Source organism: Streptosporangium sp. NPDC000509, assembly GCF_042898365.1.
GTDB lineage: Bacteria > Actinomycetota > Actinomycetes > Streptosporangiales > Streptosporangiaceae > Streptosporangium.
The window spans coordinates 25087-51883 of record NZ_JBIAYX010000010.1; the positions used below are offsets into that span (position 1 = coordinate 25087).

Consider the following 26797-nt stretch of genomic DNA (forward strand, 5'->3'; position numbering starts at 1 on the left):
GGTCCGTCCCACGCGAGGGGCAGGGACGGACCCCGGCTTCTCCTGTTCACACCGGCTTTCCCCGCCCGGTGCGTTCCTGCTCGGCGCTCCGGATGCCCAGCGATGGGAAGCCGGATATGTCACTCTTGATTGATGCTGATCCTGGCGCACGTAAGTGACGTCCACATCGACGGTTCTCCCCGCAGCATCGACAGGACCCGATCCGTCATGCGACACCTGGAGAACCTCCCCGGTCCCCTGGACGCGGTCGTGGTGACCGGCGACATCGCCGACAACGGCCTGATCGAGGAGTACGAGATCGCGCGTGAGCTGCTGACCACGCGCCATCCGACGATCGTCTGCCCCGGTAACCACGACGCCCGTCCGGCGTTCCGCAAGGCCCTGCTCGGCCTCGACGAGGGCGGCGACGGGCCGGTCAACCAGGTCCTCAGGCTCAACGGGCTCACCGTCGCGCTGTGCGACTCCAGCGTCCCCGGGCGGCCCGAGGGCTTCCTGGAGGACGAGACGATCACCTGGTTGAACGGCGTGCTCGCCGAGGCTCCGGACACCCCCGCCCTCGTCGGCATGCACCACCCGCCGGTGTCCCTGGGCATCCCGTACGTCGACGGGATCCGGCTGCGGAACCCCGAGCGGTTGGAGGCGGTCGTGCGACGGCACCCGCAGGTGGTGTCCGTCATCACCGGCCACGCCCACACCGCGGCGAGCACCGTCTTCGCGGGCCTGCCGCTCTCGGTGGCGCCGGGGGTCGTCTCCACGCTGCGGCTCAGCCAGGAGCTCGACATCCCGATCCCCGTCGACTACGACCTGCCGCCGCAGATCGCCATTCACGTCTTCGACGGTGGCCGTCTCGTCACCCACGTCCGTCCGGTCCTGTGACATCGCCGCGGCCCGCCCTCACGGCGTGCCGCGGCCTGAGCGGCACGCTCCAGGAGACCCGGCCACTTGACGGCCGTATGTCGTGGAAGATCTGACTTTCCCATCGGGAGATCCGTCCCCCGGTGGCTCGTACGCCTCGGGAGAGCGGCCGGCACGCATGTCCTGTCGGAGAGGTGCCGCGACCGGAAATCAGCCTGCTTTCACCCCTGGTGTGAAGGTTTTTCGGCTGATAATCGGAAAACCACATGATCCGTTGAACCCGCGGGGATCCGGCGACGTACTGCCTGCCGACACCGGAAAACGTCCGGCGCCCGAACCGGGGAGGGCACAGCGTGATCATGGACGCCCTGTGGCGGCCCGTTCCAGCGAGCACAGCCGTGATCGCGGAACCGCAGCCCGGCATCCGCGACCGCGAAGCGGCGGGCGACGCCACCCCGCGCTCCGGTCACGGCCGCCCGGCGCGAACCGCGGGAAGCGCGTGGTGACCCGGCAAGGCGCCTGTACCTCCCTGTCGGCCGATTCCCCCGGAGAAGACCCCATCGTGAAAGCCTCCTCCCGGTCCGGTGACCGGCCGCGCCGCTCCCATCGCCTGCGACCGGTCGACGCCCCCGACGACGAACTGGTCGTCGCGGAGCTGTACCGGACGTACCGTCGGCCGTTGCTCTCCTTCGTCGTACGGCTCACCCGTGGCGACGTGCAGTGGGCCGAGGACGTGGTGCAGGAGACCATGGTGCGCGCGTGGCGCAGCGCGGACCGGTTCGACGCCGACGCGTCGTCCCTGATGCCTTGGCTCGCGACGGTCGCCAGACATATCGTGATCGATGACCAACGCCGTAAGGACGCGCGTCCCCACGAGGCGGGTGAGGGACCACTGGAGAGTGTGCCCATGCCCGATCAGATGGAAGATCTTTTGCGACAGGTCGTCGTGTCGGACGCGCTCAACTCGCTGTCCCCCGCCCATCGCGAGATCCTCAACGAGACCGTCCTGCGCGACCGGTCGGTGAACGACGCCGCCGAGGCGCTCGGCATCCCCGTCGGCACGGTGAAGTCGAGGGCGTACTACGCCCTCCGCGCGCTGCGCGTCGCCCTTGAGGAAAGAGGGGTGACGGCATGACCTCGCGGGTGGAGCACACCGATGTGGGCGCGTACGCCCTGGGCATCCTCGGGGAGCCCGACCGGACGGCCTTCTCCGACCACCTCGCCACCTGTCCGTCCTGCACCGCGGAGCTCCGGGAGCTGTCGGGGGTGGCGGACGCGCTCGCCGGCATCGGTCCCCTCAGGGACGACGCCGCGGGTGCCGGCGAGGGAAATCCCGCCGAGGTGGTCAACCTGCTGCGCCGCCGCAGGACGGCCGACCGGCGTGCCCGCAGGGGCACGTTCGTGATCGGCGCCGCCGCGGCCGTCACCCTCGTCGCCGGAGGGATCGCGGCGGGCACCGCGATCTCCGGCGAGAGTGGGAACGTCCCCGTCGGTCACTCCGCGCACGGTCCTGCGGAAGAGGCGTATCGGACAGGCACCCCGCTCGCCGGTAAGGGCGCCTCCGGGGTCACCGGCGGTCTGGTGCTGGAGACGAAGGGCTGGGGCACCCACGCCGTCCTGGAGCTCAAGGGCGTCAAGGGACCGCTGGAGTGCGAACTGGTCGCCGTCTCCCCGACCGGCGAGCGGCGTGTGGTCACCGGATGGGCGGTGCCCGAGCGGGGATACGGGGTTCCCGGCTCCCCGGAACCGCTCTACGTGCACGGCGGGGTCGCCTGGGGACCTGCGGGGATAGACCACTTCGAGGTGCGCACGAACGGCGGGGACACGCTGCTCACCGTCGCGGTCTGACCGGGCATTTTAGCCCTCCCGTTCTGCGGGAGGGCTTTTTCCCGGCCGTTTCCCTCTGCGTATTTTTACGTACTTGAATATTGAACCATCGTCGGACGTGGCTCCGTACAACCGGCTGAAGAACGCAGCAGCCCCTTACAGCTACGAGAGGTCCACCATGTCCAAGCGGTCCATGCGCAGCACCCTCACCGTCTCCGGCGTGGCCATCGCCGCGACCATGCTCTCGGCACTCTCCGCGACCCTCGCCCCGGTCGCGCAGGCCGGCACGACCGCGGCCACACCGTCCGGCACCGCGAGCACCGCGGACGCCTACTTCGCGGGCACCCTGCTCGGCAAGAACGAGGTGCCGACCAGCGGCGGTCCCGCCGTCGGCGACAAGGACGGCAAGGCCGTCGCCGTGGTCCGCATCCGCGGTAACGAGGTCTCCTACGCCGTACGGTGGGAAGGGACGGACACCCCCACCGCGTTCCACATCCACCAGGGCAAGGCCGGCAAGAACGGCGATGTGAAGGTCGGCTTCTTCATGGAGGCCCTGCCCGGCGGCAGCAAGGCCATCCTCGGCAGCGTCAGGATCAACGACGGCGGCCTGCTGGCGGGGATCAGGAAGAACCCGAAGAACTGGTACCTCAACCTGCACACCGCCGAGTTCCCGGGTGGCGCGGTACGCGCCCAGATGCACAGGATCAGCCCGACCAACCTGTCCAACGTGCTCGCCGCCGGCGTGCGTCCCGTCTACCACTCCAACGCCGACGGCCGCCAGGAGGTCCCGGTCCCCGGCAAGAAGGTCGGCGACCCGAACGGCCGCGCCGAATGGCTCGTCGGCATCAAGGGCTCGAAGGTCTACTACGCCACCATCTGGGAGAAGCTCGCCGCCCCCACCAACGGGCACATCCACCGGGGCAAGAAGGGCAAGAACGGCGATGTCGTGATCGACTTCTTCGCCGACTCGAACGGCCTGCCCAAGGGCGTCACCGGGATCGCGGGCACCGCGTCGGTGAAGCCCGACATCGCCCGGGGCATCAAGAAGAACCCGAAGAACTGGTACACCAACCTGCACACCACCGAGTTCGGCGGCGGCGCGGTGCGCGGTCAGCTCTACAGGTCCGGCGGCGGCTGGTGAACCGACGTCCGGGGATCGCGCCGCGGCGGTGAGTCCGGGACGCGGAGGGGATCCACGGTCGTCACAGGCCATCCGTGACCCCGGAGACGACGGCGCCCGCCACACGGAGTTCGTTCCGCGTGGCGGGCGCCGCCGCGCGTGGTGACCGGCGGCGGGCCCGGATCCCGGACGGGGACCGGGCACGCCCGGGTCCTGGACGGGCCGAGATCCGCTCGGTTCGTCCAGGGGCCGCGCACGCTCGACCCGCGGACGAACGCCGGGTCCGCTCAGCCCGTCCGGACCGGTCTGGGCTCCTCGGCCGCACGGAGGTCGTAGCGCTCGCGAGCGGTCATGATCTCGGCCACGTGCTTCTCCGACCAGCTCTTGATGCCCTCCATCAGCGCGACCACGCTGTGCCCCAGCGTGCTGAGCTCGTACTCCACCCGGGGCGGGATCGTCGGGTAGATCGTGCGGATCACCATCCCGTCGCGTTCCATGTTCCGCAGTGTCTGGGTGAGGCTCTTCTGGGTGATCCCATCGAGCCTGCGGCGAAGTATGCCGAACCGGACCGGACCGTCCCGCAGGGCGTCCACCAGCAGGCAGGTCCACTTGTTCGCGATCGCCTCCAGGACCTTCCGCGAGCCGCACTCCTTCAGGTACGCGTTGACGGCGCCGTGATCTCGCAGGTGGGAAGTGGTTTCCATAAGGTACCTATATCGCTAAAAGGTGCCTTCTTCCATATAGATACCGACTCCAGGGAGATTGATCTCGACAAACTTCCCTTCAGAGGAGATCACGATGCGTGTCATCACCCAGTCCGCCGTCGGCGCCCCTTCCGTACTCGATGTCGCCGAGGTCGACCGGCCGGAGCCGGATCACGGACAGGTCCTGATCAAGGTCGGCGCCGCCGGGGTGAACCCGGTCGACGAAGTGGTCCGCGCCGGGCTCTTCCCACTGCTCGGCCCGCCGCCCTTCACCCTCGGCTGGGACGTCGCGGGCACGGTCGAGTCCACGGGACCCGGCGTGTCCGCGTTCGCCCCCGGTGACGAGGTTCTGGGCCTGCTCGCCTTCCCCGACGCCGGCAACGCCTACGCCGACTACGTGCTCGCCTCGCCCAACGAGATCGTCCACAGGCCCGCGACCCTGCCCGTGGAGCAGGCGGGAGGACTCCCGCTCGCCGGGCTCACCGCCTGGCAGGCGCTGGTCGGCATCGCCCGCCTCGACGAGGGGCAGCGGGTGCTCGTTCACGCCGCCGCAGGAGGGGTCGGCCACCTCGCCGTCCAGATCGCCGCGTACCTCGGGGCGCACGTCACCGGCACCGCCCGTGCCGCCAAGCACGACTTCCTGCGCGGGCTCGGCGTGGACACCCCGATCGACCACACCGCCGTCGACTTCGTCACGGAGACCGAGCCGGTGGACGTGGTGTTCGATCTGGTGGGGGGCGAGTACGGAGAACGTTCCGCCGCCACGCTCAAGCCCGGTGGCCTGCTCGTCGGAGCGCTGGGACGCAACCTCGGCATCACGCGGGAACGCGCGGCCGAGCTGGGCATACGGCTCACGGTGGTGAGTGTGCGTCCCTCGGCGGCCGACCTGTCGCGGCTGACGGCGCTGACGGAGTCGGGACGGCTCAGGGTTCACGTGGATCAGACAGTGCCGCTGGCCGAGGTGGCGAAGGCGCACGAACTCCTGTCGACCCGCCGCACCACCGGGAAGATCGTCCTGATCCCCTGATCTTCCGCTCCCCTCGGATCAGGTGACGTAAGGGCGGGCGGTCCTTCCCTCACGCAGCGTCCGCGCCCACCAGGTCAGCTGGTCGAGCAGGACCTTGGCCGCACCGTCGCAGCCCTGCGGGTTGATCGGCTCCCCCTTGTCGTCGAAATTCCTCCGGGCGCCGTGGAAGCTGACGGTGTCTCGGATGGTGACCGCGTGCAGCTCCGCGAAGACCAGGCGGAGCTGCTCGACCGCTCGAAGGCCGCCGGAGATGCCGCCGTAGGAGATGAAACCAACTGGTTTGGCGTGCCACTGCCGGTCGTGCCAGTCGATGGCGTTCTTCAACGAGGCCGGAAAGCTGTGGTTGTACTCGGGCGTCACGACGACGAACGCGTCGGCTCTGGCCAGCCGTGAGGTGAGCACCCCCAGAGCCCGCGCCGCCTCCGCGGCGGGCGCGGTCCCGAAGCGGGGCATCACCATCGGCAGAGGGGTCTCGGCAAGGTCGACGACATCGACGTCCAGGCTCTCGTGCCGCCGGGCCCGGCCCGCGAACCACTCCGCGACGGTCGGGCCGAGCCGCCCTTCGCGGACACTGCCGACGATCACCGCTAACCGGATCTGCTCTTCGGGCATGACGGTCCTTTGCTGGTCACAGTGGGTCTGTCCGCGCCCTCGCGGCGCCGTACGAACAGATTCGTACCTCAACCTTGGTTCACGTCAAGCCGGAACCGCGCACCCATCGGCATCGGCGGTAGCCGGACGTCGCCCGGCAGCTCGGCCGGACGGTGCGGCGAACCGTCCCGGCGGGTCAGAGTGCGTGCCCGTTCCGGCCCGAGCAGGTCCGGAGGCCTGGAGGTCCGGAGAAGACGACCAGGCTCGCCGTCGATCGGCACCGGGTAGGCCGTCGGCTCGCGAGGCATCGCCCGCGCCCTGGACCCCAGCAGCCGCGGCACGCGACATGCCGGCGGAGACCGGTCGAACAGGCTTCCAGGGTCTCGTCATTGACAAGTTCGGCTAATCATATTAGCTTTTAGCTAACTTCATTAGCCAAACTCGGAGGATGTCATGACCGAACACCTCGCCGTCGACGGCGGCACGATCGCCTACGAGGTGACCGGATCCGGCCCGCTGATCGTTCTCGCTCACGGCATGGGCGACAGCCGCGCCGCGTACCGCGCCATGATCCCGTCGCTGGTGGCGGCGGGATACCGGGTCGCCGCGGTCGATCTGCGCGGCTGCGGCGAGTCCGGCGTCGACTGGCCGTCCTGGAGCCGCACCGCCGCCGCCGGCGACCTGCTCGCCGTGATCCGTCACCTGGGCGGTCCGGCCGTGCTCGTCGGCCACTCGTTCTCCGGCGGTGCCGCCACCATCGCCGCGGCGCAGGAGCCATCGCTGATCACCGCGGTCGTCGAGCTGGCGCCGTTCACCCGCAAGCAGTCGATCCGCGTCGGCGACCTGCGGACGAAACGCTTCCGGCAGGGCATGCTGCGGCTGCTCGGCACCGCTGTGTTCGGCAGCGTGCGGCTCTGGCGCTCGTACCTCGAGGTGGCCTACCCCGGCGCGAAGCCGGCCCACTGGGCCGAGCGGATCGGCCGCGTCGACTCCCTGATGCGCGAGCCGGGCCGGATGAAGGCCCTGCAGGCCATGGGCCGCAGCGCCCCGACCGACGCCGGCGCACAGCTCGGCAACGTCCGCTGCCCGGTCCTCGTCGTGATGGGCACGCTCGACCCCGACTGGGCCGATCCGCACGCCGAAGGTTCGGCGATCATCGAGGGCCTGCCCTCCGGCCTCGGCCACCTTGAGATGATCGAGGGCGCCGGGCACTACCCGCACGACCAGTTCCCCGACCAGGTGGTCTCGCTCACGCTCGCCTTCCTCCGCTCGGACGCCGCTCGTGCCTAGGGCCGGTCTGGACCCGGCGACCGTGGTCGCGGCCGGTGCCGCCCTCGCCGACGAGGTGGGCCTCGCCAACCTGACGATGGGGTTGCTGGCCGAACGACTGAACGTGCGCACCCCCTCCCTTTACAAGCACGTGAGCGGACAGGAAGACCTCAGCCGTCGTATCGCGGTCCTGGCGCTGAACGAGGTCGCCGACGCCATCGGCGGCGCGATCCAGGGGTACGCGGGTCGTGACGCCCTGGCGGCCGCGGCGCACGCCTTCCGCGCCTTCGTCCTGAATCACCCCGGCCGGTACGCCGCGACGATCGGCTTGAAACCGTCCGATCCGGACGATCCGCTGATCACCGCGGCTCAGCGGTCGCTCGGCACGTTCAGGGCGGTGCTGCGCGGCTACGAGATCGGAGAGGCCGACATGGATCACGCCCTGCGCATGCTTCGCAGCCTCTGCCACGGCTTCGCCACCCTGCAGGCGGCCCACGGCTTCCAGATGAGCGCGGACATCGAGGAAAGCTTCGAGTGGCTGATCGCCTTCACCGACCGTGGCCTGCGCGCCATTTGAGAATGCCGCCGTCTGGGGCGGATCCCTCCAGATTCCTCCGGCGCGAAGGGGCACGCCACGCGGAACGGTTCACCGGTCGCGGCCCCCTACGGCGAGGTCTAGTGGGGAGCCATGTCGACGAAACGGCTGTAGTGGCCCTGGAACGCCACGGTGACCGTCGCGGTGGGACCGTTACGGTGCTTGGCCACGATCAGGTCGGCCTCGCCCGCCCTGGGCGACTCGCGCTCGTAGGCGTCCTCCCGGTGCAGCAGGATGACCATGTCCGCATCCTGCTCGATGCTCCCTGACTCGCGAAGGTCGCTCACCATGGGCCTCTTGTCCGTTCGCTGCTCGGGGCCACGGTTGAGCTGGGAGATCGCGATCACCGGGACCTCCAGCTCCTTGGCGAGGAGCTTGATGGCCCTGGAGATCTCGGAGACCTCGTTCTGGCGGCTCTCGGTCTTCTTCGGCGAGGACATCAGCTGCAGGTAGTCGATGATGACGAACCGCAGGTCGTTGCGCTGCTTGAGGCGACGGCACTTGGCCCTGATCTCCATCATCGACATGTTGGGCGAGTCGTCGATGAACAGCGGCGCCTCGGCCACCTCGCCCATCCGCCGGGCCAGCTTCGCCCAGTCGTCATCGGTCATCGTGCCCGACCGCATGGCGTGCAGCGCCACCCGCGCCTCGGCCGACAACAGGCGCATCGTGATCTCGTTGCGCGACATTTCCAGCGAGAACACCACGGTGGTCATGCCGTGCTTGATGGCGGCGGATCTCGCGAAATCCAGGCCAAGGGTGCTGTTGTGCGTCGGAATGCAGGTCCTTCCGGCAAGGTACATGTGGTCGGCGTTGTCGACCTCCACGCATCTCACCGGCGTCGAGGGCACCGGCCGCACGTCGACGATGTATCGAACGAGCGTCGACGGATGGGGTGTGGTCACCTGCCGGACGGCCTTGCCGGACAGCCGGAACACCTTGTCCGCCGCCGTGAAGTCGATCATGTAGAAGGTGGAGGAGCCGACGCTTCCGCCTTGGACCGTCCGTGTCCTCGTCGTCGCCCGGTAGCCGAGACTCAGCACCAGTTCGCAGGCGTCCTCGGCCAGTCTCCTGTCGGTGACCTCGAGCTGGATCCGGCCGTCGCGGCCGACGTGTCCGCCGGTGTCGAGGAGACCGGCGAGCAGGGCACGCCGTTGCTTCTCGGAGGCTCGCAAATAGATCTGGGGAATGTGCTTGTCGCCGAGGACACCGAGGGTGCGCAGGATGGCCCGCACCGTGTCATGACCGTTCCGGCATGCCTGGCACTGCCGCACACCGCTGGACGGACCACCGCAGTCGGGACACGTGGTCGCCGGAACCGGACGGGCCCTTCCGCCGCACGAGCGACCGCACGTCCGAGCCTGGGACGTCCGGGGCACGAACAGGGCACCGCATACCGTGCAGGGCCGCTCCGTCACGTCCGTCACGGGCGACGAATGCGGCAGACCGAGTGCGTAGGGGAGGTCGGAGCTCGTACGGGTGACCCGCACCCCTTCGGCCTCCAGGTTGAGAGCGATCTCCGAGTCGACGGTGGTGAACCCGGCACCGTCGGGGTGACCGTCGCCAAGCCATACTCCGAGCGCGTAGGCGGGCAACGGCAGATCCCGCTCGGGCAGGTCGAACGCCGCCGCGACGGCGACGGCGTGGTTCGGTCGCCTGTCCGCCGAGGCGCAGCGCAGTGTGCGGGCGATCTCCTCGGTCGTCACGACGTCCTCGTGGGCGGCGGTCGCGGAGGCGCTCGTCGGCTCCGCCGTCGACGTCTCGTACGCGCTCCCGACGTGCTCGATGAATTCGGCGGGCCGGTGGCTCTCCGAGTCCTGCCGGCGACGCGCGCGCGTGGTCGTCCGCCACTGGTGCCGGGCGTCCGCGACGATCACGGTGCCGTCACTGAACTCCACCTCGTAACAAGGCCGTCCGTGCATCACCTCGGTCGCCGCGACCACCCGTGTCGGCCTGCCGTCCGCACCGATCAGGTGGTCACCCGGCTCGACCTCCCCCATGGTCGTCCAGCCGGCGGGAGTGGGCAGCGGCGTGTCGAGAGCGAGCGCCTTGCCGATGGCGGGCCGGGCCGCCACAACGATCATCTGGCCCGGGTGCAGGCCGTTGGTGAGGGAGTCGAGGTCCTGGAAACCGGTGGGGACCCCGACCATCTGGCCGCTCCGGCCGCCGATGGCCTCCAGCTCGTCGAGGGCGCCCGGCATGATGTCCGCCAGGGGGACGTAGTCCTCGGAGGTGCGGCGCTCGGTGACCTTGTAGATCTCCGCCTGGGCGCGGTCGACAAGGTCGTCGACCTCCTCGTCCTGACCGCCGTAGCCGTAGGAGACGATGCGGGTGCCGGCCTCGATCAGGCGGCGGAGGATGGCCTGCTCGCGGACGATCCTCGCGTAGTAACCGGCGTTGGCCGCGGTCGGGACGATGGCGGTCAGCGTGTGGAGGTAGGCGCCACCGCCGATTCTGGCGACCTCGCCCCGCTTCTGCAGCTCGTCGAGGATCGTGATGGCGTCGGCGGGGTCGCCGCGGCCGTAGAGGTCGGTGACGATGTCGTAGATGATCTGGTGGGCCGGGCGGTAGAAGTCGTCGGACCGCAGGATCTCGACCACGTCGGCGATGGCGTCCTTGGACAGCAGCATGCCGCCCAGGACCGACTGCTCGGCCTCGATGTTGTTCGGTGGGGTGCGCTCGAATCTCGGCTCGAAGACCGGCGGCTCCGCGACGCTCACCACACACCCCCTCTTTCGAACACAGTTACGTTATCTCTATTTGTAGCGGACCGCTGTGACAGTTTCGCGGCTCCACGCCCGGCTGGCAACGCGACCTGTCGACAGAGGTGTGGATAAGCTGTGCACTTCTTCCCCAGAGGTGTGGGCACCCTGGGGACAGTTCTGTGGATAACTCTTGTCCACAGCTGTGGATAACGCTCTGACCAGGGAAAACTTCATCCACCGCCTGTGGAGAAAAGAAAGTTGGGGCGACACGCTGAAAGTCGCCCCAGATGGCATGTCCTGAGAGGTTCATCCCACCGGAGATCCGCTGGGAGGTAAGAGGCACAATGAATAGGTGCCTCTTACCCCTCGATCCGGCCGACCCGATCGGGCCGACCAGGCCGATCGGCCCGGCGGCTCCGGTCGCGACCACGACAGGCAGATCCTGCGGCTCGCGCTGCCCGCGTTCGGCGCCCTGGTCGCCGAACCGCTCTTCCTGCTGACCGACAGCGTCGTCGTCGGCAGGCTGCCCGCCCCCGCGCTCGGCGCCCTGGGAGTGGCGAGCACGGTGCTGACCTTCCTGGTGGGGCTGTGCGTGTTCCTCGCGTACGGCACGACCGCGGCGGTGGCCAGGCAGATCGGCGCGGGCGAGACCGGCCGGGCGCTGCGGCAGGGGGTGGACGGCCTCTGGCTGGCCGCGGGGGTGGGATTGGCGATCATCGTGGTCGTCTGGCCCCTCGCGCCCTCGCTGGTCCACCTGATCGGCGCCGAGGGCGAGCTCGCCCGGCAGGCGGTGACCTACCTGCGGATCAGCCTGCTGGGCGTCCCCGCCATGCTGCTGGTGCTCGCGGGCACGGGCGTGTTGCGCGGCATGCAGGACACAACGACCCCCCTGCTGGTGTCGGTGGGAGCCTTCGGACTGAACGCGGTGCTCAACATCGTCTTCGTCCTGGGACTGGGCTGGGGGATCGCGGGCTCGGCCTGGGGCACGGTGCTGGCCCAGTCGCTCGCCGCCGCCGTCTACCTCCTCCTCATCCTCGTCCGGTACCGCGCGCCGTTCCGCCCCGACCTGGCGGGCGTACGGGCGGCGGGCTCGGCGGGGGTCGCCTTGATCATCCGCACGGCGTGCCTTCAGGTGGTGCTGGCCGTCGCGACCACCGTCGCCACCCGCATGGGGGAGCAGCAGATCGAGGCGCACACCGTCGCCATCAGGATCTGGACCCTGATGGCGTTCGCCCTGGACGCGATCGCCATCGCCGGGCAGGCGATCACCGGCCGCGCGCTGGGCGCCGGTGACGTGGCGGGAGTCCGCGGCGCGACCAGGAGGATGGTGGCCTGGGGAGTCGGCTCGGGCGTGCTGCTCGGCCTCCTCGTGGTGGTGGCCAGGCCGTTCGTGCCCTCGCTGTTCGACGCGGGCCCCGTCGTCTCCGCCGAACTGCTCGGCCTGCTCTGGGTGGTGGCCGCCCTGCAGCCCGTCGCCGGGGTGGTGTTCGTGCTGGACGGCGTGCTGATCGGTGCCGGAGACCGGCGCTACCTCGCCTGGGCGGGGGTGTGGACGACGCTCGCCTATCTGCCCGCCGCGTTCCTGGTGGATCTCCAGGGCGGCGGTCTGGTCGCGCTCTGGCTGGCGCTCGGGCTGTGGATGGCGGCCCGGCTGGTGACCCTGTCGACGCGGGCGTACGGCACGGCGTGGTTGGTGGTCGGCGGCTGAGACGTCCGAGCGCCCGAAAGTGGTTCGCCGGTGACGCACCGTGTCCGCCGAACAGGTGATCCGGGCGTGACACTGTGGTATCCACCACGTGATGGGATAGCCCTTGACCTGCGAAACTCTCCTGCGGCACTGTGAGACAAGTCCCTCGATACAGGGTTAAAAGCCCACCACGATTGGTCACGTCGTGCCCAAAGGCCCTTCCCCCTCGATCGTTCGCCGCATGCCGCCGGGCCATGCCACCGACCGGTGGACCGGTGCGCGCCACGGCCTCCCCACGGCCTATCGCGGGGCGGACCTCATCGTCCTCGGCATCGGTGTCATGATCGGCGCGGGAATCTTCGGCCTCGCCGGCCGCCAGGCGGCGAGCATGGCCGGACCCGGCGTGTTCCTCTCCTTCATGATCGCTGGAATCACCAGCCTGCTCGTGGCCTTCTGCTTCGCCGAGCTCGCCTCCGCGATGCCGACCGCGGGAAGCGCCTACACCTTCGCCTACGTCATCTTCGGTGAGGTCTGGGCCTGGGTCGTGGGCTGGGCGCTGATCCTGGAGCTCCTCCTCGCCGCGGCGGCGGTGGCCCGCGCCTGGTCGCTCTACGCCGCCCAGATGCTCGCCGACCTCGGGGTGAACCTTCCCGGGGCGGTCGCGGGCATGGTCGGCCAGAGCATGGGTTTCGACCTGTTCACGCTGTTCATTCTGGTGATCCTCACCGCCGTGGTGGCCCTGGGCGCCCGTGTCGGACTGCGCACCCTGTGGATCATCGTGATCGCCAAGCTGCTCGCCATCGGCGCGGTCATCGTGATCGGCGCCCTCCACTTCGACCGGCGCAACCTCGCGGCCATCCCGGTGCCGGCGACGCCCGGGGGGAAGGCCGAGGACGCCCTGCACTCCCCGTTGCTCGGTCTCCTCTTCGGCCAGACGGGCGCGTTCGGCTGGTTCGGCATCTTCGCCGCCTCGGCGGCCATCACCTTCGCGTACATCGGTTTCGACGTCGTGGCCACCGCCGCCGAGGAGGCCGAGGACGCCCCGCGCTCGATCCCGAAGGGAATCATCCGCGGGCTGGTGATCACCACGGTCATCTACATCGCGGTCGCGGTGGTCATGGTCGGGATGATCCCGTACGACGAGATCGACACGGACGCACCGCTCGCCAGCGCCTTCCGCGACGCGGGCGTGGGTTTCATGGTGCACGTCATCAACATCGGGGCGGTGCTCGGCCTCACCACCGTCATCCTGGTGCTGCTCGTCGGCCTGACCCGGGTGATGTTCTCCATGGCGCGCGACGGGCTCATTCCCCGCCCGCTCTCCAAGATCAACCGCAGCTATCACAGCCCGACAAGGGTCACCCTGGTCATCGGCTTCGTCGCGATCCTGCTGGCCGAGCTCGTGGACGTGCTGACGCTCGAACCACTGGTCGTGATCGGTGCCCTGTTCGTGTTCATCGTCGTGGCCGGCGGGGTGATCCGGATGCGGCAGACGATGCCGGAGCTGCCGAGAGGTTTTCGCACCCCGCTCTCTCCCGGCCTGCCGATCGCCACGATCCTCGCCTGCCTGTGGCTCATGGTGAACCTCCAGCTCATCACCTGGCTGTACTTCATCATCTGGATGGCCTTCGGTGTGCTCGTCTACCTGGTGTACGGCAGACGCAACAGCGTGCTCGCCACGATGGCGCGCCCCGTCCCCGAGGCTCCCGCCGACCCCCCTCCGGGGCGGTACGACCCTGCACAGGGCCCTCCCGGCCGGCCCGGTGGCCCCGGGCCCACGGCCGGACCTCGCGGCAGGCACCGGCGCTGAGCGGACCGTCCACCGCGCGGGCCATGAGGCCCGCCGGGCCCCCGAGACGCCCGTGGGCCTCACGACCTCGCGCGGCTTCGGGGACGCGCGGGCGAGAGGGGATCAGAGACGCCGGGCGTCGATCACGTTCTGCACGAACTCCCTGGTGCGGGGCTCACGAGGATCGGTGAAGATCTGCTCGGGGGTGCCGCGTTCCAGGAGCACGCCGCCGTCGAGGAAGCAGACGGTGTCGGCGATCTCCCGGCAGAAACCCATCTCGTGGGTGGTCAGGACCATGGTCATGCCCCCCTCCTTGAGCTCCCTGATGATCCCGAGCACCTCCTTGACCAGCGCGGGGTCCAGGGCGGAGGTGACCTCGTCCAGCAGCATCAGGCGGGGCCGCGTGGCCAGCGCCCTGATGATGGCGGCACGCTGCTGCTGGCCGCCGGAGAGCTGGTCGGGGTAGGCGTCCGCCTTGTCCCCCAGGCCGAACCTGGCCAGCAGGTCGCGGGCCTGTGCCTCGGCCTCTTTCCCGCTCACCTTGTGGACCTTGCGCGGGGCCAGCGTGATGTTGTCCAACACGCTCATGTGCGGGAACAGGTTGAACGCCTGGAAGACGATGCCGATGCGTTTGCGCACGTCGTCGGGGTCGACCCTGGCGTCGGTGATCTCCTCGCCGTCCAGGGTGATCGTGCCGTCGTCGGCGGTCTCCAGCAGGTTGACGCAGCGCAGCAGGGTGGACTTGCCCGAGCCCGAGGCGCCGATCAGGCAGACCACCTCGTGCGGCTCGACCTCCAGGTCGATCCCGCGCAGCACGTTGTGGCCGTGGTAGTTCTTCCACAGCCCCTCGATGGTGAGCAGGCTCATGCACTCTCCTCCCGTGCCGTCACCGTCTCGCCGGGCGACGGGATGCCGCCGTACGCCGGGGTACGCACGCTCACTGGCCCCGCCGTCTCTGCGAGCGAGCCGCCAGATAGTCGGTGAAGCGGGCCATCGGGATGGTGAGCAGGATGAACAGCAGCGCCGCCGCGAGGTACGGCGTGTAGTTGAAGGTGCTGGCGACGTGGATCTGCGCCTGCCGCAGCGCCTCCAGGGGGCCGATCGTCGCGACGAGCGCGGTGTCCTTCTGCAGTGAGACGAAGTCGTTGAGCAGCGGCGGCACCACCCTGCGCGCGGCCTGCGGCACCACCACGTGGCGCATGGTCTGGCCGTGGCTCAGCCCGAGGGACCGGGCGGCGGCCCGCTGGCTGGGGTGCACCGACTCGATGCCCGCACGGAAGACCTCCGCCACGTACGCGCCGTAGGAGAGGGTGAGCGCGATGATGCCCAGCGTCGCGAGGTCCGTCGGTGTTCCCTGCAGGCCGAGCGCGGGCAGGCCGAAACCGACGAGATAGATGATGAGGATCGTGGGCACGCCGCGGAAGACGTCGGTGTAGATCACCGCCAGGGCACGCAGCGGAAAGAACACCGGCGCGGTGAGGTTGCGGGCGAGCGCGACGAGCAGTCCCACGATGAGGATGAGCGGCTCGGCGATCAGAAAGATCTTGACGTTGAGCAGGAACCCGCTCAGCACGTCCGGCAGCGCCCCGGTGAACTGGTCGAGGTCGAAGAACGTCTCCCGCACCCTCGGCCAGCCGGGGGAGGCCGTGAAGAGCCAGAGCAGCAGGACGATCACGAGGATCGTCGAGACCGTCGCGACGGAGCTCGAACGGATCGACGCCCTCCTGCGGAGCCGCTCGCGCTCAAGCTGCCGTTCGCTCTTCTGCCAGTCGACGGGAACCCGCAGGCGCTCGTCGTTCTTCATCGAGCGCCGCCGTGGCGCGGACCGTACGCGCGCCGCGTCCGCGGCGAGACCCGGGCGTCCGCGTCGGCTCCGGGGCCGGGTCCGGTCGCGGGCGGTGTCGGAGGGTGTTTCAGGGTCACTTCAGCTCCGGTGCGCCCGCGGCGGAGCCGAGCCACTCGGTCTCGATCTTCGCCAGCTCACCGGAGGCGGTCAGCTTGTCGATGGCCTCGTTCACACAGCTCACCAGCGGGCTGCCCTTCTCGAAGACCGCGCCGAAGACCTCGGGCTCACCGGAGGCCGCGCCGAACTGACCGACGATCTTGGAGTTCTCGACCTGTGCGGCGGTCACGTAGAAGGCGGTGGGCAGGTCCACCACCACGGCGTCGACCTGCTTGTTCTTCAGCGCGTTGACGGCGTCGATCTGCTCGTTGTAGACATTGGGCTCGGACGAGGGCTTGATCACGTCCTTGACCGCCTGCAGCGAGGTGGTGCCGATCTGCACGCCGATCTTGGCGTCCTTCAGGCCCGCGAGGTCCGTGGTGGAGGCGATCTTGGAGCCGTCCAGCGCGACCACGGCCTGCTTGACCGTGTAGTAGCCCTTGCTGAAGTCGACGACCTTCGCCCGGTCGGGGGTCACCGAGACCTGGTTCACGTCGAAGTCGAACTGCTTGGCGCCCGGCGCGAACGCGGAGTCGAACTTCACCGTGGCCCAGGTGACGTCATCCTTGGCGAAGCCCAGCTGGTCCGCGACGGCGTAGGCGACCGCGCTCTCGAAGCCCTTGCCGTTGGTGGGGTCGTCGTCGCTGAACCACGGGTCGTAGGCGGGCTTGTCGGTGCCGATGGTCAGCTTGCCGGGGGTCTTCAGCGCGGGGCTGTCCTTGGCGCAGGCGCTGGGGGCCGCGGAGGCGTCGCCGGACGTCGAGGATGCGGGGCTCGCCGGGGTCGCCGTTTCCGAAGCCGGCGCACAGGCCACCGCGGTCGCCGCGAGGGCACCGAGCGCGAACAGCATCGAGGGACGGACCATGACAAAACCTCCAGGGCGAAGCAACGATTTCCGAATTGTATGTATTCGCAGTGACCTGGGGTAACGGGGTACCAGCATATGAACTTTTCCCGGCGGGAAAGGGGACTTTCATCGGTCCCCCAGGCTCCCCGGAGGACGGGAAGAGCGCTCCCCGGATCCGCAGGAGGACCGGGAAAGGACAAGGGCTCCTCCCCGCGAACGGAGAGGAGCCCTTGTCTCACGGGGCCTGTCAGGCCGCGACGACCTCGACATCGAGGGACGCGGAGACCTCCGGGTGCAGCTTGACGCTGACCCGGTGGGAGCCGAGGCTCTTGATCGCGGAGGCGATCTCGATGCGACGGCGGTCGAGCAGGGGGCCACCGGCGGCCTTCACGGCCTCGGCGACGTCACCCGTGGTGATGGAGCCGAAGAGGCGACCGGACTCGCCGGCCTTCGTCTTCAGGACCACCTTGAGGGCCTGCAGCTGACCGGCGACCTCCTTGGCGGTGCCAAGGTCGCGAATCTCGCGGGCGTCGCGGGCCTTCTTGATCGAGGAGATCTGCTTCTCGCCGCCGCGCGTCCAGAGGATCGCGAAGCCGCGGGGAAGCAGGTAGTTGCGGCCGTAACCGCTCTTGACCTCGACGATGTCGCCGGGGGCGCCGAGGCCGGTGACCTCACTGGTGAGAATGAGCTTCATCTGTCCGGACCTCCTTAGCGCGCGGTGCTCATGTACGGCAGGAGCGCCATCTCACGAGCGTTCTTGATAGCGGTCGCCACGTCACGCTGGTGCTGGGTGCAGTTGCCCGTCACCCGGCGGGCACGGATCTTGCCGCGGTCGGAGATGAACTTCCGAAGCAGCCCCGTGTCCTTGTAGTCGACGTAGGAGATCTTGTCGTGGCAGAACAGGCAAACCTTCTTCTTGGGCTTGCGCAGTGCCGGCTTGGCCATCGTGGTGCTCCTTTCAGAGCCCCGCCGTCAGGCGGGAATGGTCGCTGCGGATATGGACTGGGACGCCTGGCATGCCGGGCGCGGTCGTGACCGTCCCGGAGGAGCGTCCCTAGAAAGGCGGTTCGTCGCTGAAGTCGCCGCCGCCGAAGCCGCCGCCACCCTGCTGCTGCTGACCGCCGCCACCGTAGTTGTTGCCGCCGCCGCCGGAGAAGCCGCCACCTTGCGGTGCGGCCGGCGTCGCGGAGGCCCACGGGTCGTTGGCGGGACCGCCGCCGAAGCCACCGCCACCGCCCTGACGGGCGGTCTTGTTGACCTTGGCGGTCGCGTTTCTCAGGGAGGGGCCGACCTCGTCGACCTCGACCTCGTAGACGGTGCGCTTCTCGCCTTCCTTGGTCTCGTAAGACCTCTGGCGGAGCCGTCCCTGAACGATGACCCGCATGCCGCGCTGGAGGCTCTCGGCGGCGTTCTCCGCCGCCTGCCGCCACACGTTGCAGGTCAGGAACAGGCCTTCGCCGTCTTTCCACTCGTTGGTCGTCTTGTCGAGGAACCTCGGAGTGGACGCGATGCGAAACCGGGCCACCGCTTGACCCGTGGGGGTGAAGCGCAGCTCCGGATCGTCGACGAGGTTGCCGACGATGGTGATCGTGGTGTCGCCTGCTGCCATGGCTAGCGCTGCCCTTCCTGCGGCCTTCGCTGGTTATCGGCTCAGAGTACGGCTGCCGTCCGACAAAATGCCGGAGATTAGTGCACGTCCGGGCGCAGGACCTTGGTGCGCAGGATTCCCTCGTTGAGGTTCATCTGCCGGTCGAGCTCCTTGACCGTGGCGGGCTCGGCGCTCAGGTCGATGACGGCGTAGATGCCCTCGGGCTTCTTCGCGATGTCGTAGGACAGCTTGCGGCGACCCCACACGTCGACCTTCTCCACGGTGCCGCCGTCGTTGCGGACGACCGTGAGGAACTGGTCGAGGGAAGGGGCGACCGTACGCTCATCGAGCGAGGGGTCAAGAATGACCATCACTTCGTAACGGCGCATGCTGACTTCCAACCTCCTCTGGACTCTTGCGGTCACGACACCGTGCCGTGACAGGAGGACGCTGACGTGCTTCACCCCGGAACTCCCATTTCGGCGCTCGGGGTGGAGGGTGGGCCATGACACACCCATTCGACGTAGCCGTGCCAGCCTACCAGCCCGTCAAGGGTTGGGCCGTCGCCTCGCCGGGCACGTCCCCACACAGGAAACGGGTTCGTCCTCTCCAGGACACGCCCTCATGGGAAAGGGGGCGATGAAGGTGCCTCATGTGTCCGGACGGAGCCCGAGCGGGCGTTTCCGGTTCAGGCTGAACAGCGACGGGCGGCGTCATCCCCTGGAGAACGTGCTGAGCGTCTGCACGATCCTCTGCGGGCTGGTCGCCTTCGTGGCCGGGCTCATCCCCTCCGCGCATCCCGTCGCGTCGTGGCTCGGGGTGCTCGGCTTCTGCGGAGGTCTCTACTCCCAGTACGTCTCCGCCACGACACCGGAGCGCGCGCTGAACATCGTGGGCATCGTGGCCTCGTTCGTCGGTGTGGCCTTCGGCATCCGCAACGGGGGTTTCCTCCCGTAGGGTCCCGAACCTGACGAGGGCCACACCAACGAGGACCGGGCCGCGAGCGGCCCTGAAAGATCTCGAACGTGAGCGGGGAACGACCGGCCCCGTCCTCGGTACGTGCCGCCTCGCCGCGGGTCGGCGGCCGTGCCCGATCCGATGCGATCGGGGGGCGCGTACGGGACGCGGGATCAGCCGAGACGCAGATCCACGCCCAGCAGGATGAGGAACCACAGGAAGACGGCGAGCAGTGCCTCGGCGATGTCCTTCAGGAGCGCGGGGGTGATGTAGTCGTATAACCAGGCGACGTAGATGCCGATCAGGATGTAGATGAGACCGATGAGACTGATCCCTCTGCGATAGCGAGCAGCCACTTGGAACTCCTTGGGGTTGGCCCGTGGGGGCGGGCGGTGGGGCGCGACCTGCGACTGCCCCTGCCCTGGGCGTTGAAACGGCTACTCTCGGATACATGCCGCTTATCGGAGCTCACGTCGACCAGGACGACCCGTTGGCCCACGCCAGGGCACGCGACGCCCAGGTCGTGCAGTTCTTCCTCGGTGACCCGAAGGGGTGGAAGGCCCCGGTCATCGGCGAGAAGACCCGGGAGATCAAGGACTCGGACGTGGAGGTCTACGTCCACGCCCCCTACGTGATCAACGTCGCGACCGTCAACAACCGGGTGCGCATTCCCAGCCGCAAGCTGCTGAGCGCGCACCTCGCGGCGGCGGCCGAGCTGGGCGCCCGGGGTCTGATCGTCCACGGCGGGCACGTCGGCGCCGGAGACGACCCGCAGAAGGGCTTCGACAACTGGCGCAAGGTGTTCGAGCGCCTTGAGGAGCACGGGGTCCCCGTCCTCATCGAGAACACCGCGGGCGGCGGCAACGCGATGGCGCGCAAGCTCGAGCGCATCGCCCGGCTGTGGGACGCGCTCGACGGCTTCGACGTGGGCTTCTGCCTCGACACCTGCCACGCGCACGCGGGTGGTGAGGACCTGGCGGACGTGGTCGAGCGGGTCATGGCGATCACCGGCAGGATCGACCTGGTCCACTGCAACGACTCGCGCGACGCCTTCGACTCCGGCGCCGACCGGCACGCGAGCCTCGGCGCGGGTCAGATCGACCCCGAGCTCATCCTGGGCGTGTGCCGGAGCGCGAACGCGCCGATCGTGGTGGAGACCCCCTTCGACGGCCAGGCCGAGGACATCGCCTTCCTCCGGACGAAGCTCTGAGGCGAGGTTCCGGGGCCCGGGTGGCGGTGCCGCCGGACGGCGGCACCGCGGAGAACGTCTCGCCGGTGGGCGAAAGCCGATCCACAGCCTGTTGGTCCACAGCCTGTGGATAACTTCATGGGATTACTTTTTCCGGAGAGTGGGTAAGGGGGCAACCCCTACGGCTCAGCCCACCCAGGCGCCGTCGGCGAAGATCAACGCGTTGAGCGCCATCAACGGTCCCAGCACCAGGGCGTAGCCGAGGATGATCCATCGTCGCCACGGCTCAGGACCGCTGCTCGCCCTGCCGATCAGGACGAAGAGCGGCCACCACAGCAGCGCCGAGCGCGGTACCGACAGGTAGTAGGCGGAACACACCAGGGCGCCCACCTGGAGTCCCACATAGACGAACTCACTCCACCTCCGCAGGTAGAGCAGGAGAAGCACGAGCGCGACCCCGACGATCGCCCCCGCGATCTCCAGCCGGAACGCCCAGGCCATCCGCCCCTCGCCCATCGCCGCGCCCAAGGTCGTGTTCCACGACTCCCAGGGCCACACCATGTAACGTCCCCAACCGGCCTCCTGCGCGGTCTTCCAGGCCAGCCAGTCACCCGTACGGGAGTACTGGTAGGCGGAGTAGAGGGCCAGGGGCACGAACGGGAGGAGCAGCCACCCCACCTGCCGTAGCGGGTGCCTGCGGACGAGAAACTCCACGATCAGCGCGATGGCGAGGAACAGGCCGGTGATGCGCACGCAGGAGGCGCCCGCCGCCAGGGCCGCGGCGAGCGGCCAGCGGCCCTGACGCGCCGCGAGCCAGGCGGGGATGGCGAAGGCGAGGAAGAGCGCCTCGCTGTAGCCCGCGAACAGGAACACCGCCATCGGCCAGAGCAGCAGCGCGAGCACCGCGTACCGGCCCGCTCCCCGCGGCCCCTCGAACTCGGCCAGCCTGGCGAGCGCCGTCATCGCGACGGCGCCGGCCACCAGGGAGATGAGCAGCCCGGCGAGCGTCCAGTCGTCGATCACGAGATGCACCGCGCGGAGCATCAGCGGCATTCCGGGGAAGAAGGCGGGCAACCCCCTGTCGGGCTCGCTGCCCGGAGGCCCGCCGTACCCGTGTTCGGCGATGGTGATGAGCAGATTGGCGTCCCAGTTGCGCCAGCGCTCCAGGAAGGGCGCCGGTAGGGCATCCCCCTCCATGAGCGCCTGGGAGCCGATGACGACCAGGACGACGATTCCCAACCTGGAGGCCAGCCAGAGCAGCAGCCCTTCCGTCGCGACATCGCGCCCAGGAGCGGAAGGCGCGGGAGGCGCGTCTCGCGGAGGAGCGGGGGAAGTGGTCACAAAGTCGAATTGTCCCGGATCATCTGGGCGAACCGCCAGATGTGAACGCTCACCGAACAGGCCCATCCGACCCCCTGTCACCCTGGCTGTCACCCCGGCCGAGCCCCGGACGCCCCGGCCTCTCCCTCTGCCCCTGTCACCCCGAGAGAGCTCGGCTCGCCGAACGGCCCCGACGTCGGAGCACCGGTCAAGTAAAGCCCACGCGGTGTTCGGCCTTCGGCTGAACCGCAGGTCGCAACAGGTCGGCCCGGCCGCATTCGGTGTTGATCAACACTTTGTGCGGTTACCTGACCGGCTCCCTAGGAGAGCGCGAGCCGGAAACGGTCGGGTGCCTCGTCGAAGACGCCACCCGCCTGGTCGTCGGTCCCGTCCTGGCGGATCACGTCCTTGTCGGGGACGAAGATGTCCCGCACGACGAACGCCATCATGATCAGGATGGTGATCGCGCGGCCCCACACGGCGGTGAAGTAGGTGTCGCCCGCGATGCCCAGGGCCTCGTTGCCGGGCTGGATGCCCACCAGATACAGCCAGATCGCGAAGAAGTACCAGCACTCGGCGAGCTGCCAGAGCGCGATCGGCCTCCAGCCCGGCCTGGCGAGCACCGCGAAGGGGATCAGCCAGAGCACGTACTGCGGCGACCACACCTTGTTGGTCAGCATGAACGCCGCCAGGGTGAGGAAGCACAGCTGCATCAGGCGGGGACGGGTCTTCGCGGTCAGCGTGATCACGGCGATCGCGAGACAGAACGCGGCGAGCGAGACGACGCCCAGCCTGTCGAGGAGTTCGGCGTCACCCAGGATCGGCCACTGCTTCTGGTTGAAGAAGTACCAGATGGAGCCCCAGTCGGCCGGTCGCTCCTGGCTGAAGACGTAGAACCTCTTCCACCCCTCGAAGGCGAAGATCATGATCGGCACGTTGACGACGAGCCAGGCGCCCGCGGCACCGCCGATCGTCTTGAGGAACGGCACCCACTTACCGGTTCGCAGCGCGAGCAGGAACAGCGGGCCGAGGAACATCAGCGGATAGAACTTGGTGGCGATCGCGAGGCCCAGCAGGATGCCCGCGAGCCACTGCTTCCGCTTCGACCAGGCCAGCAGCGCGCCCAGCGCGAGGGCGTTGGCCGCCAGGTCCCAGTTGATGTACGCGGTGAGGATCAGCGCGGGGGCGAGGGCGTACCAGAGCGCGTCCCAGCGCCTGGCGGGACCGGCCAGCGCGGCCATCAGCAGCACGCCGACGACCAGGCAGAGCGCCATGAGGATGACGGTGAGGTCGTAGAACGCCGTCCCCGGATCGCTCATGGGGGTGACGATCCGGCGGAAGAACTCCATGATCCCGCCGATGCCGACGGGGTATTCGACCGGATAGTCGAAGTAGGGGACCATCCCCTCGTTGAGCTTCTCGTTCCACCACAGGGGATAGATGTCGGTGTAACAGAAGTTCGTGAACTGCAGGGTCCCGTCGTTCCACGCCCCGTCGACGCGGCACGGCCACTTCCAGAACCAGGCCAGAACCGCCCCCAGCCCTGCGAACAGGGCGAGGGGCGTGTACGGAATGGCCCGGTTGCCGAACTCGGACAGCGACTCCCGCTGCGGCAGAAGATTCTTCATCAGGGACGTCGTCCGCTCGCTGTGGGTGTCGGCACGAGGGCCCCGGCAGGTGTTCCCGGTGCGCCGACCACGCCTGGCGCGCCGTTCTGCTCGATCACGCCGTTCGGCGGCCCGTCGCCACCCCAGCCGCCGTCATCGCCGGCGTCACACGAGGGGTCCCCGGGAAGGCACTCGTTGCCGCCGAAATCGCCACCGTCGTCGGGGTTCTCGTTCGGCCAGCCGTCGTCGCCGTTCTCGTCGGGGAAGGGGTTGGTGTCCTCCATCGTCGGCGTCGGCGAGGGCGTCGGCTTGGGCGTGGCCAGGTTGTGCAGCGATCCGGTGTTGGCCCTCGGCGGGAACTGCACGACCTCGTCCTTCGCGGTCACGGTCTGCATGAAGTCGTGCCAGATCTGGGTCGGGGTGCCGCCACCGCCGATGAAGGAGGGCATGGGCTCCTCCTTCCAGACGATGTTCTCGTCCTTGATCTTCCTGCTCGGCAGGCCGTACTTGTCGACCTTGAGCTTGCGCGTCCCGGCCTTGTTGTAGGGCACGTCCTTGGACATGCCGACCGCGGTGACGATCTGCGGGGTGAAACCGACGAACCAGGCGTCCTTGTAGTCGTTGTTCGTGCCGGTCTTGCCGGCCACCGGCCGGGTGCCGATGTTGGCCGCGCCACCGGTGCCGCTCTTGACGACGGCCTGGAGCGCGACGGTCGCGTCGGCCGCGGACTCGGGGGTGATGACCTGCCGCTCGTCGGCCAGTTCCTTGAGCACGACGGTGCCGTCGTGCTTGGTCACCTTGACGACGGTGTGCCAGTCGACGTGCTTGCCCTCGTTGGCGAAGATCGAATAACCGGCGGCCTGTTCGACCGTGGTCACCGAGGCCACACCGATGGTGGTCAGGTAGTTCTGGTGCTCGACCGCCCAGTCGACCGCGTTCTTGTCGCCGTAGGCCGGGTTCTGCTTCGCCGTCTCGCCGACCCCCGCCTCCCTCGCGATCCTCGCCACCTCTTCGAGGGTGACCTCCTTGCCCATCTGGGCGAAGACGGTGTTGACCGAGCTGGCCATGGCCTTGACCATGTTGATCGGCCCGAACGGCTGGTTCCCGGAGTTTTTGATCGGGGTGGTGTTCGGCATCTTGATCGACGCCATGCCTTCGACATAGCTGTCGAGCGACTTGCCGCTCTCCAGCCAGGCGGCGAGCACGTAGGGCTTGAACGCCGACGCCGCCTGCTTGGTGGAGTCGAACGCCCGGTTGTTGAAGTCGTTGACGAAGTCGTCGCCGCTGTAGAAGGCGAGCACCCGGCCGTTCTTCGGGTTCACCGAGGCCAGCCTGGCGTGGATGGTCGGGTCCAGGCCCGCGGTCCTGGCCTTCACCGCGTCCCTGGCGGCCTTCATCATGTTCTTGTTGAACGTGGTGTAGACCTTGAAACCGCCGGTCTCCAGGTCCTTGCGGGTGATACCCCGGCCGTTGAGCTCACGGAAGACGATGTTGAGCATGTAGCCCTTGAGCCCCTTGAAGATCTCCGTGACCTTGACGTCCTCGAACTTCAGGTCCTCGAAGGAGCTGTTCGCATACTTGCCGTACTCGGCGGGGTTCATGTCCGCCATGTTCCTGAGGGCCGCCTGGAAGCGTTCCTTGGTCGCGGCGTAGTTCTTCTTCTCCGTCTCCTGGATGTCGAAGACGGTGGGGTTCTGGATCCGGCCGGCGAGGTAGGCGCCCTCGGGCACGGTCAGATCGCCGACGTTCTTACCGAAGAACGCCTTCGCCGCGGCCTGGATGCCGTACGCGCCGCGCCCGAAGTAGACGAGGTTGAAGTACTCCTCAAGGATCTCGTCCTTCTCCAGCGTCTTACTGATCTTGACCGCGACGAAGATCTCCTTGATCTTGCGCTGGATCGAGACCTCCTGGCTGAGACCTTCGTAGTAACCGCGGGCCATCTGCTGGGTGATGGTCGAGGCGCCCTGGAGCTGGGCGCCGCTCACGGTGCTCCAGACCGAGCGGGCCATGCCCGCGACGTCGATGCCGCTGTCGGTGCGGAAGGTCTTGTTCTCCAGGGCGATCACCGCGTCCTGGACGTGGACGGGGATCTGCTTGAGCTTCACCGGGGTCCGCTTGGTGCCGTAGCGGGCCATCACGGTCTTGCCGTCGCCGTAGTAGATGACGCTGCCCCGGTCGTCGACGCCGGCCTGCCGGGACGAGGGGACAGGCGTGTTGGCGTAGGCGACCGCGATCATGCCGAAGACGCCCGCGGTGAGGACCACGAAGCTGGCCATCACGATCTTCCAGTTGGGCAGGAAGCGCGTCCACCTCTTCGGGGGGTCGTCGTCGCCGTCGAAACCGTCTCCGCCGGGGCCCTCGGGGCCTTCCGGGCCTCCTGGTCCCTCCGCGGCGAGAGCGCTCGCACCGCGTCCTCGGCGCCTGCGGCCGCCGTCGCCCGGCCTCGAACCCGCGGAACGCCCGCCGCCCGACTGGGCTGCGAGCATCGCCTGGGTGTCCTCGAAGGCGGCCTCGGCGCGGCGGCCTGTCGGGTCGGTGTCACGGCGGCGTGTCTCGCCGGGAGCGCCTGGACCCGCGGGGCCGCGCGGGGGCACGCCGCCGGGAGCGCCCGCGTCGCGCCGGGGTGGTCCACCGGGCTGCTGGGACGTGCCGCCGGAGTAGGGCATGCCGCCGTGCTGGGGCATCATCGCGGTCCGGGGATCGGCTCCCGCCTGCGGTGCTTGTCGAGGAGAATCCCACCCCGCACCGGTTTGAACGTTTTGCGGAGGGGGGACTGCACGGGAAGCGGCTCCTGGGCTTGAGCGACGGCGCCGCCCCTGGCGAGCCGACTCGTCGGCGCCCTGACGGCGCCCGTCCGGCTCCGGGTCATTGCTGTTGCTGTAACTCACGCGTCCTCGTTCGGTCATCGGGGTCTACGACGGCGTGCAGGCGGGCGAGACTACCTCCTGATCACCGGAGATCTCGTCGCCTTGGCTCACTGGTGGCCGGCCCATTCGGGTGGATCTCCATTCCCGGGGACGAACGAGATCGTCAGGTGGTTCCGGCAACAACCTTGGCAGACCTCTCCCACATTGAGGTGGGATTCCCGGTATTGAAAAGCGGCCCACGCCACGTGGGGGCCATCTCCCACCACCGTCTGCTGTGACCACATAGGCGCCAGACTACGGCTTTTTGGCGT

At 68.8% G+C, this 26797-nt stretch carries 26 protein-coding genes; 12 read left to right on the forward strand and 14 right to left on the reverse strand.

The window, feature by feature from the left end; all coding sequences use genetic code 11:
- The first annotated feature begins 132 nt into the window (after window positions 1–132).
- The 5 genes from ACFY3D_RS19160 (at window position 133) to ACFY3D_RS19180 (ending at window position 3823) form a co-directional block, all read left to right on the forward strand.
- A complete protein-coding gene (locus ACFY3D_RS19160) occupies window positions 133–876 on the forward strand; it encodes a phosphodiesterase (protein WP_350941813.1) in 744 nt (247 codons plus the stop codon).
- A gap of 332 nt (window positions 877–1208) precedes the next feature.
- A complete protein-coding gene (locus tag ACFY3D_RS19165; RefSeq protein WP_389775943.1) occupies window positions 1209–1361 on the forward strand; it encodes a hypothetical protein in 153 nt (50 codons plus the stop codon).
- Between the two features lie 104 nt (window positions 1362–1465).
- Entirely contained in the window at window positions 1466–1990 is a 525-nt protein-coding gene (locus ACFY3D_RS19170; RefSeq protein WP_386198990.1) for a sigma-70 family RNA polymerase sigma factor, read from the forward strand.
- Complete coding sequence (locus ACFY3D_RS19175) at window positions 1987–2703, forward strand: anti-sigma factor family protein (protein WP_389980996.1); 717 nt, start codon at window positions 1987–1989, stop codon at window positions 2701–2703. The genes ACFY3D_RS19170 and ACFY3D_RS19175 overlap by 4 nt, the downstream gene beginning before the upstream one ends.
- 97 nt (window positions 2704–2800) lie before the next feature.
- Window positions 2801–3823, forward strand: coding sequence for a CHRD domain-containing protein (locus ACFY3D_RS19180; protein ID WP_389980998.1), 1023 nt, complete (start codon window positions 2801–2803; stop codon window positions 3821–3823).
- A gap of 266 nt (window positions 3824–4089) precedes the next feature.
- Here ACFY3D_RS19180 and ACFY3D_RS19185 read toward each other — a convergent pair whose 3' ends face one another.
- The gene (locus ACFY3D_RS19185) at window positions 4090–4506 is read right to left on the reverse strand and encodes a winged helix-turn-helix transcriptional regulator (RefSeq protein ID WP_389981000.1); all 417 of its coding nucleotides are present in this window, start codon (window positions 4504–4506) and stop codon (window positions 4090–4092) included.
- Between the two features lie 94 nt (window positions 4507–4600).
- Here ACFY3D_RS19185 and ACFY3D_RS19190 point away from each other — a divergent pair, with 94 nt between their 5' ends.
- A complete protein-coding gene (locus ACFY3D_RS19190) occupies window positions 4601–5533 on the forward strand; it encodes an NADP-dependent oxidoreductase (protein WP_389981002.1) in 933 nt (310 codons plus the stop codon).
- Between the two features lie 18 nt (window positions 5534–5551).
- Here the strand turns inward: ACFY3D_RS19190 and ACFY3D_RS19195 are convergent, their stop codons facing one another.
- On the reverse strand, window positions 5552–6145 hold the full coding sequence (locus tag ACFY3D_RS19195; RefSeq protein WP_389981004.1) for an NADPH-dependent FMN reductase: 594 nt from the start codon (window positions 6143–6145) through the stop codon (window positions 5552–5554).
- Window positions 6146–6577: 432 nt separating this feature from the next.
- Here ACFY3D_RS19195 and ACFY3D_RS19200 point away from each other — a divergent pair, with 432 nt between their 5' ends.
- Window positions 6578–7414 carry an alpha/beta fold hydrolase gene (locus ACFY3D_RS19200; protein WP_389981006.1) on the forward strand — a complete coding sequence of 279 codons (837 nt, stop codon included), beginning with the start codon at window positions 6578–6580 and terminating at the stop codon, window positions 7412–7414.
- Window positions 7407–7970, forward strand: coding sequence for a TetR/AcrR family transcriptional regulator (locus tag ACFY3D_RS19205; RefSeq protein ID WP_362901905.1), 564 nt, complete (start codon window positions 7407–7409; stop codon window positions 7968–7970). The genes ACFY3D_RS19200 and ACFY3D_RS19205 overlap by 8 nt, the downstream gene beginning before the upstream one ends.
- A 98-nt stretch (window positions 7971–8068) precedes the next feature.
- Here ACFY3D_RS19205 and dnaB read toward each other — a convergent pair whose 3' ends face one another.
- Window positions 8069–10708 (reverse strand): replicative DNA helicase, encoded by a 2640-nt coding sequence (dnaB, locus tag ACFY3D_RS19210; RefSeq protein ID WP_389981008.1) that lies wholly within the window; start codon window positions 10706–10708, stop codon window positions 8069–8071.
- A gap of 337 nt (window positions 10709–11045) precedes the next feature.
- Between dnaB and ACFY3D_RS19215 the strand changes: the two genes are divergently transcribed.
- Together ACFY3D_RS19215 and ACFY3D_RS19220 are read left to right on the forward strand one after the other, a co-directional pair.
- Window positions 11046–12401: an MATE family efflux transporter gene (locus tag ACFY3D_RS19215; RefSeq protein WP_389981010.1), complete on the forward strand. Its 1356-nt coding sequence runs from the start codon at window positions 11046–11048 to the stop codon at window positions 12399–12401.
- A 220-nt stretch (window positions 12402–12621) separates the two neighbouring features.
- Window positions 12622–14190, forward strand: coding sequence for an APC family permease (locus ACFY3D_RS19220; protein ID WP_389981012.1), 1569 nt, complete (start codon window positions 12622–12624; stop codon window positions 14188–14190).
- Window positions 14191–14292: 102 nt separating this feature from the next.
- Here the strand turns inward: ACFY3D_RS19220 and ACFY3D_RS19225 are convergent, their stop codons facing one another.
- The 7 genes from ACFY3D_RS19225 to rpsF all read right to left on the reverse strand — a co-directional run bounded on the left by ACFY3D_RS19225 (window position 14293) and on the right by rpsF (window position 18935).
- Entirely contained in the window at window positions 14293–15036 is a 744-nt protein-coding gene (locus tag ACFY3D_RS19225; protein WP_389981014.1) for an amino acid ABC transporter ATP-binding protein, read from the reverse strand.
- A 70-nt stretch (window positions 15037–15106) separates the two neighbouring features.
- Window positions 15107–15973 (reverse strand): amino acid ABC transporter permease, encoded by an 867-nt coding sequence (locus tag ACFY3D_RS19230; RefSeq protein WP_350941830.1) that lies wholly within the window; start codon window positions 15971–15973, stop codon window positions 15107–15109.
- A gap of 115 nt (window positions 15974–16088) precedes the next feature.
- Window positions 16089–16976 (reverse strand): ABC transporter substrate-binding protein, encoded by an 888-nt coding sequence (locus tag ACFY3D_RS19235; RefSeq protein ID WP_350941831.1) that lies wholly within the window; start codon window positions 16974–16976, stop codon window positions 16089–16091.
- A 229-nt stretch (window positions 16977–17205) separates the two neighbouring features.
- A complete protein-coding gene (rplI, locus tag ACFY3D_RS19240) occupies window positions 17206–17652 on the reverse strand; it encodes a 50S ribosomal protein L9 (protein ID WP_344744211.1) in 447 nt (148 codons plus the stop codon).
- A 14-nt stretch (window positions 17653–17666) separates the two neighbouring features.
- Window positions 17667–17903 carry a 30S ribosomal protein S18 gene (gene rpsR, locus ACFY3D_RS19245; protein ID WP_344892480.1) on the reverse strand — a complete coding sequence of 79 codons (237 nt, stop codon included), beginning with the start codon at window positions 17901–17903 and terminating at the stop codon, window positions 17667–17669.
- A 109-nt stretch (window positions 17904–18012) separates the two neighbouring features.
- The gene (locus ACFY3D_RS19250) at window positions 18013–18567 is read right to left on the reverse strand and encodes a single-stranded DNA-binding protein (RefSeq protein ID WP_389981016.1); all 555 of its coding nucleotides are present in this window, start codon (window positions 18565–18567) and stop codon (window positions 18013–18015) included.
- 77 nt (window positions 18568–18644) lie between these two features.
- Complete coding sequence (gene rpsF / locus ACFY3D_RS19255) at window positions 18645–18935, reverse strand: 30S ribosomal protein S6 (RefSeq protein ID WP_350941833.1); 291 nt, start codon at window positions 18933–18935, stop codon at window positions 18645–18647.
- Window positions 18936–19200: 265 nt separating this feature from the next.
- Here rpsF and ACFY3D_RS19260 point away from each other — a divergent pair, with 265 nt between their 5' ends.
- The gene (locus ACFY3D_RS19260; RefSeq protein WP_389981018.1) at window positions 19201–19503 is read left to right on the forward strand and encodes a hypothetical protein; all 303 of its coding nucleotides are present in this window, start codon (window positions 19201–19203) and stop codon (window positions 19501–19503) included.
- A gap of 173 nt (window positions 19504–19676) precedes the next feature.
- Here ACFY3D_RS19260 and ACFY3D_RS19265 read toward each other — a convergent pair whose 3' ends face one another.
- Entirely contained in the window at window positions 19677–19859 is a 183-nt protein-coding gene (locus ACFY3D_RS19265) for a hypothetical protein (protein WP_350941835.1), read from the reverse strand.
- Between the two features lie 95 nt (window positions 19860–19954).
- Between ACFY3D_RS19265 and ACFY3D_RS19270 the strand changes: the two genes are divergently transcribed.
- Window positions 19955–20713 (forward strand): deoxyribonuclease IV, encoded by a 759-nt coding sequence (locus tag ACFY3D_RS19270; RefSeq protein WP_350941836.1) that lies wholly within the window; start codon window positions 19955–19957, stop codon window positions 20711–20713.
- Between the two features lie 165 nt (window positions 20714–20878).
- Here the strand turns inward: ACFY3D_RS19270 and ACFY3D_RS19275 are convergent, their stop codons facing one another.
- The 3 genes from ACFY3D_RS19275 to ACFY3D_RS19285 all read right to left on the reverse strand — a co-directional run bounded on the left by ACFY3D_RS19275 (window position 20879) and on the right by ACFY3D_RS19285 (window position 26306).
- A complete protein-coding gene (locus ACFY3D_RS19275; protein WP_389981020.1) occupies window positions 20879–22033 on the reverse strand; it encodes a hypothetical protein in 1155 nt (384 codons plus the stop codon).
- 299 nt (window positions 22034–22332) lie between these two features.
- Window positions 22333–23640, reverse strand: a complete 1308-nt coding sequence (locus ACFY3D_RS19280) for a glycosyltransferase 87 family protein (RefSeq protein WP_350941838.1) — start codon at window positions 23638–23640, stop codon at window positions 22333–22335.
- On the reverse strand, window positions 23640–26306 hold the full coding sequence (locus tag ACFY3D_RS19285) for a transglycosylase domain-containing protein (protein WP_389981022.1): 2667 nt from the start codon (window positions 26304–26306) through the stop codon (window positions 23640–23642). The genes ACFY3D_RS19280 and ACFY3D_RS19285 overlap by 1 nt, the downstream gene beginning before the upstream one ends.
- Window positions 26307–26797: the final 491 nt, after the last annotated feature.

Coding starts and splice junctions, on each gene's coding strand:
- ACFY3D_RS19160 (WP_350941813.1), top strand. CDS start 133: ATGCTGATCCTGGCGCACGTAAGTGACGTCCACATCGACGGTTCTCCC.
- ACFY3D_RS19175 (WP_389980996.1), top strand. CDS start 1,987: ATGACCTCGCGGGTGGAGCACACCGATGTGGGCGCGTACGCCCTGGGC.
- ACFY3D_RS19185 (WP_389981000.1), bottom strand. CDS start 4,506: ATGGAAACCACTTCCCACCTGCGAGATCACGGCGCCGTCAACGCGTAC.
- ACFY3D_RS19190 (WP_389981002.1), top strand. CDS start 4,601: ATGCGTGTCATCACCCAGTCCGCCGTCGGCGCCCCTTCCGTACTCGAT.
- ACFY3D_RS19195 (WP_389981004.1), bottom strand. CDS start 6,145: ATGCCCGAAGAGCAGATCCGGTTAGCGGTGATCGTCGGCAGTGTCCGC.
- ACFY3D_RS19200 (WP_389981006.1), top strand. CDS start 6,578: ATGACCGAACACCTCGCCGTCGACGGCGGCACGATCGCCTACGAGGTG.
- ACFY3D_RS19220 (WP_389981012.1), top strand. CDS start 12,622: ATGCCGCCGGGCCATGCCACCGACCGGTGGACCGGTGCGCGCCACGGC.
- ACFY3D_RS19225 (WP_389981014.1), bottom strand. CDS start 15,036: ATGAGCCTGCTCACCATCGAGGGGCTGTGGAAGAACTACCACGGCCAC.
- ACFY3D_RS19230 (WP_350941830.1), bottom strand. CDS start 15,973: ATGAAGAACGACGAGCGCCTGCGGGTTCCCGTCGACTGGCAGAAGAGC.
- ACFY3D_RS19235 (WP_350941831.1), bottom strand. CDS start 16,976: ATGGTCCGTCCCTCGATGCTGTTCGCGCTCGGTGCCCTCGCGGCGACC.
- rplI (WP_344744211.1), bottom strand. CDS start 17,652: ATGAAGCTCATTCTCACCAGTGAGGTCACCGGCCTCGGCGCCCCCGGC.
- rpsR (WP_344892480.1), bottom strand. CDS start 17,903: ATGGCCAAGCCGGCACTGCGCAAGCCCAAGAAGAAGGTTTGCCTGTTC.
- ACFY3D_RS19250 (WP_389981016.1), bottom strand. CDS start 18,567: ATGGCAGCAGGCGACACCACGATCACCATCGTCGGCAACCTCGTCGAC.
- rpsF (WP_350941833.1), bottom strand. CDS start 18,935: ATGCGCCGTTACGAAGTGATGGTCATTCTTGACCCCTCGCTCGATGAG.
- ACFY3D_RS19270 (WP_350941836.1), top strand. CDS start 19,955: ATGCCGCTTATCGGAGCTCACGTCGACCAGGACGACCCGTTGGCCCAC.
- ACFY3D_RS19280 (WP_350941838.1), bottom strand. CDS start 23,640: ATGAAGAATCTTCTGCCGCAGCGGGAGTCGCTGTCCGAGTTCGGCAAC.
- ACFY3D_RS19285 (WP_389981022.1), bottom strand. CDS start 26,306: ATGATGCCCCAGCACGGCGGCATGCCCTACTCCGGCGGCACGTCCCAG.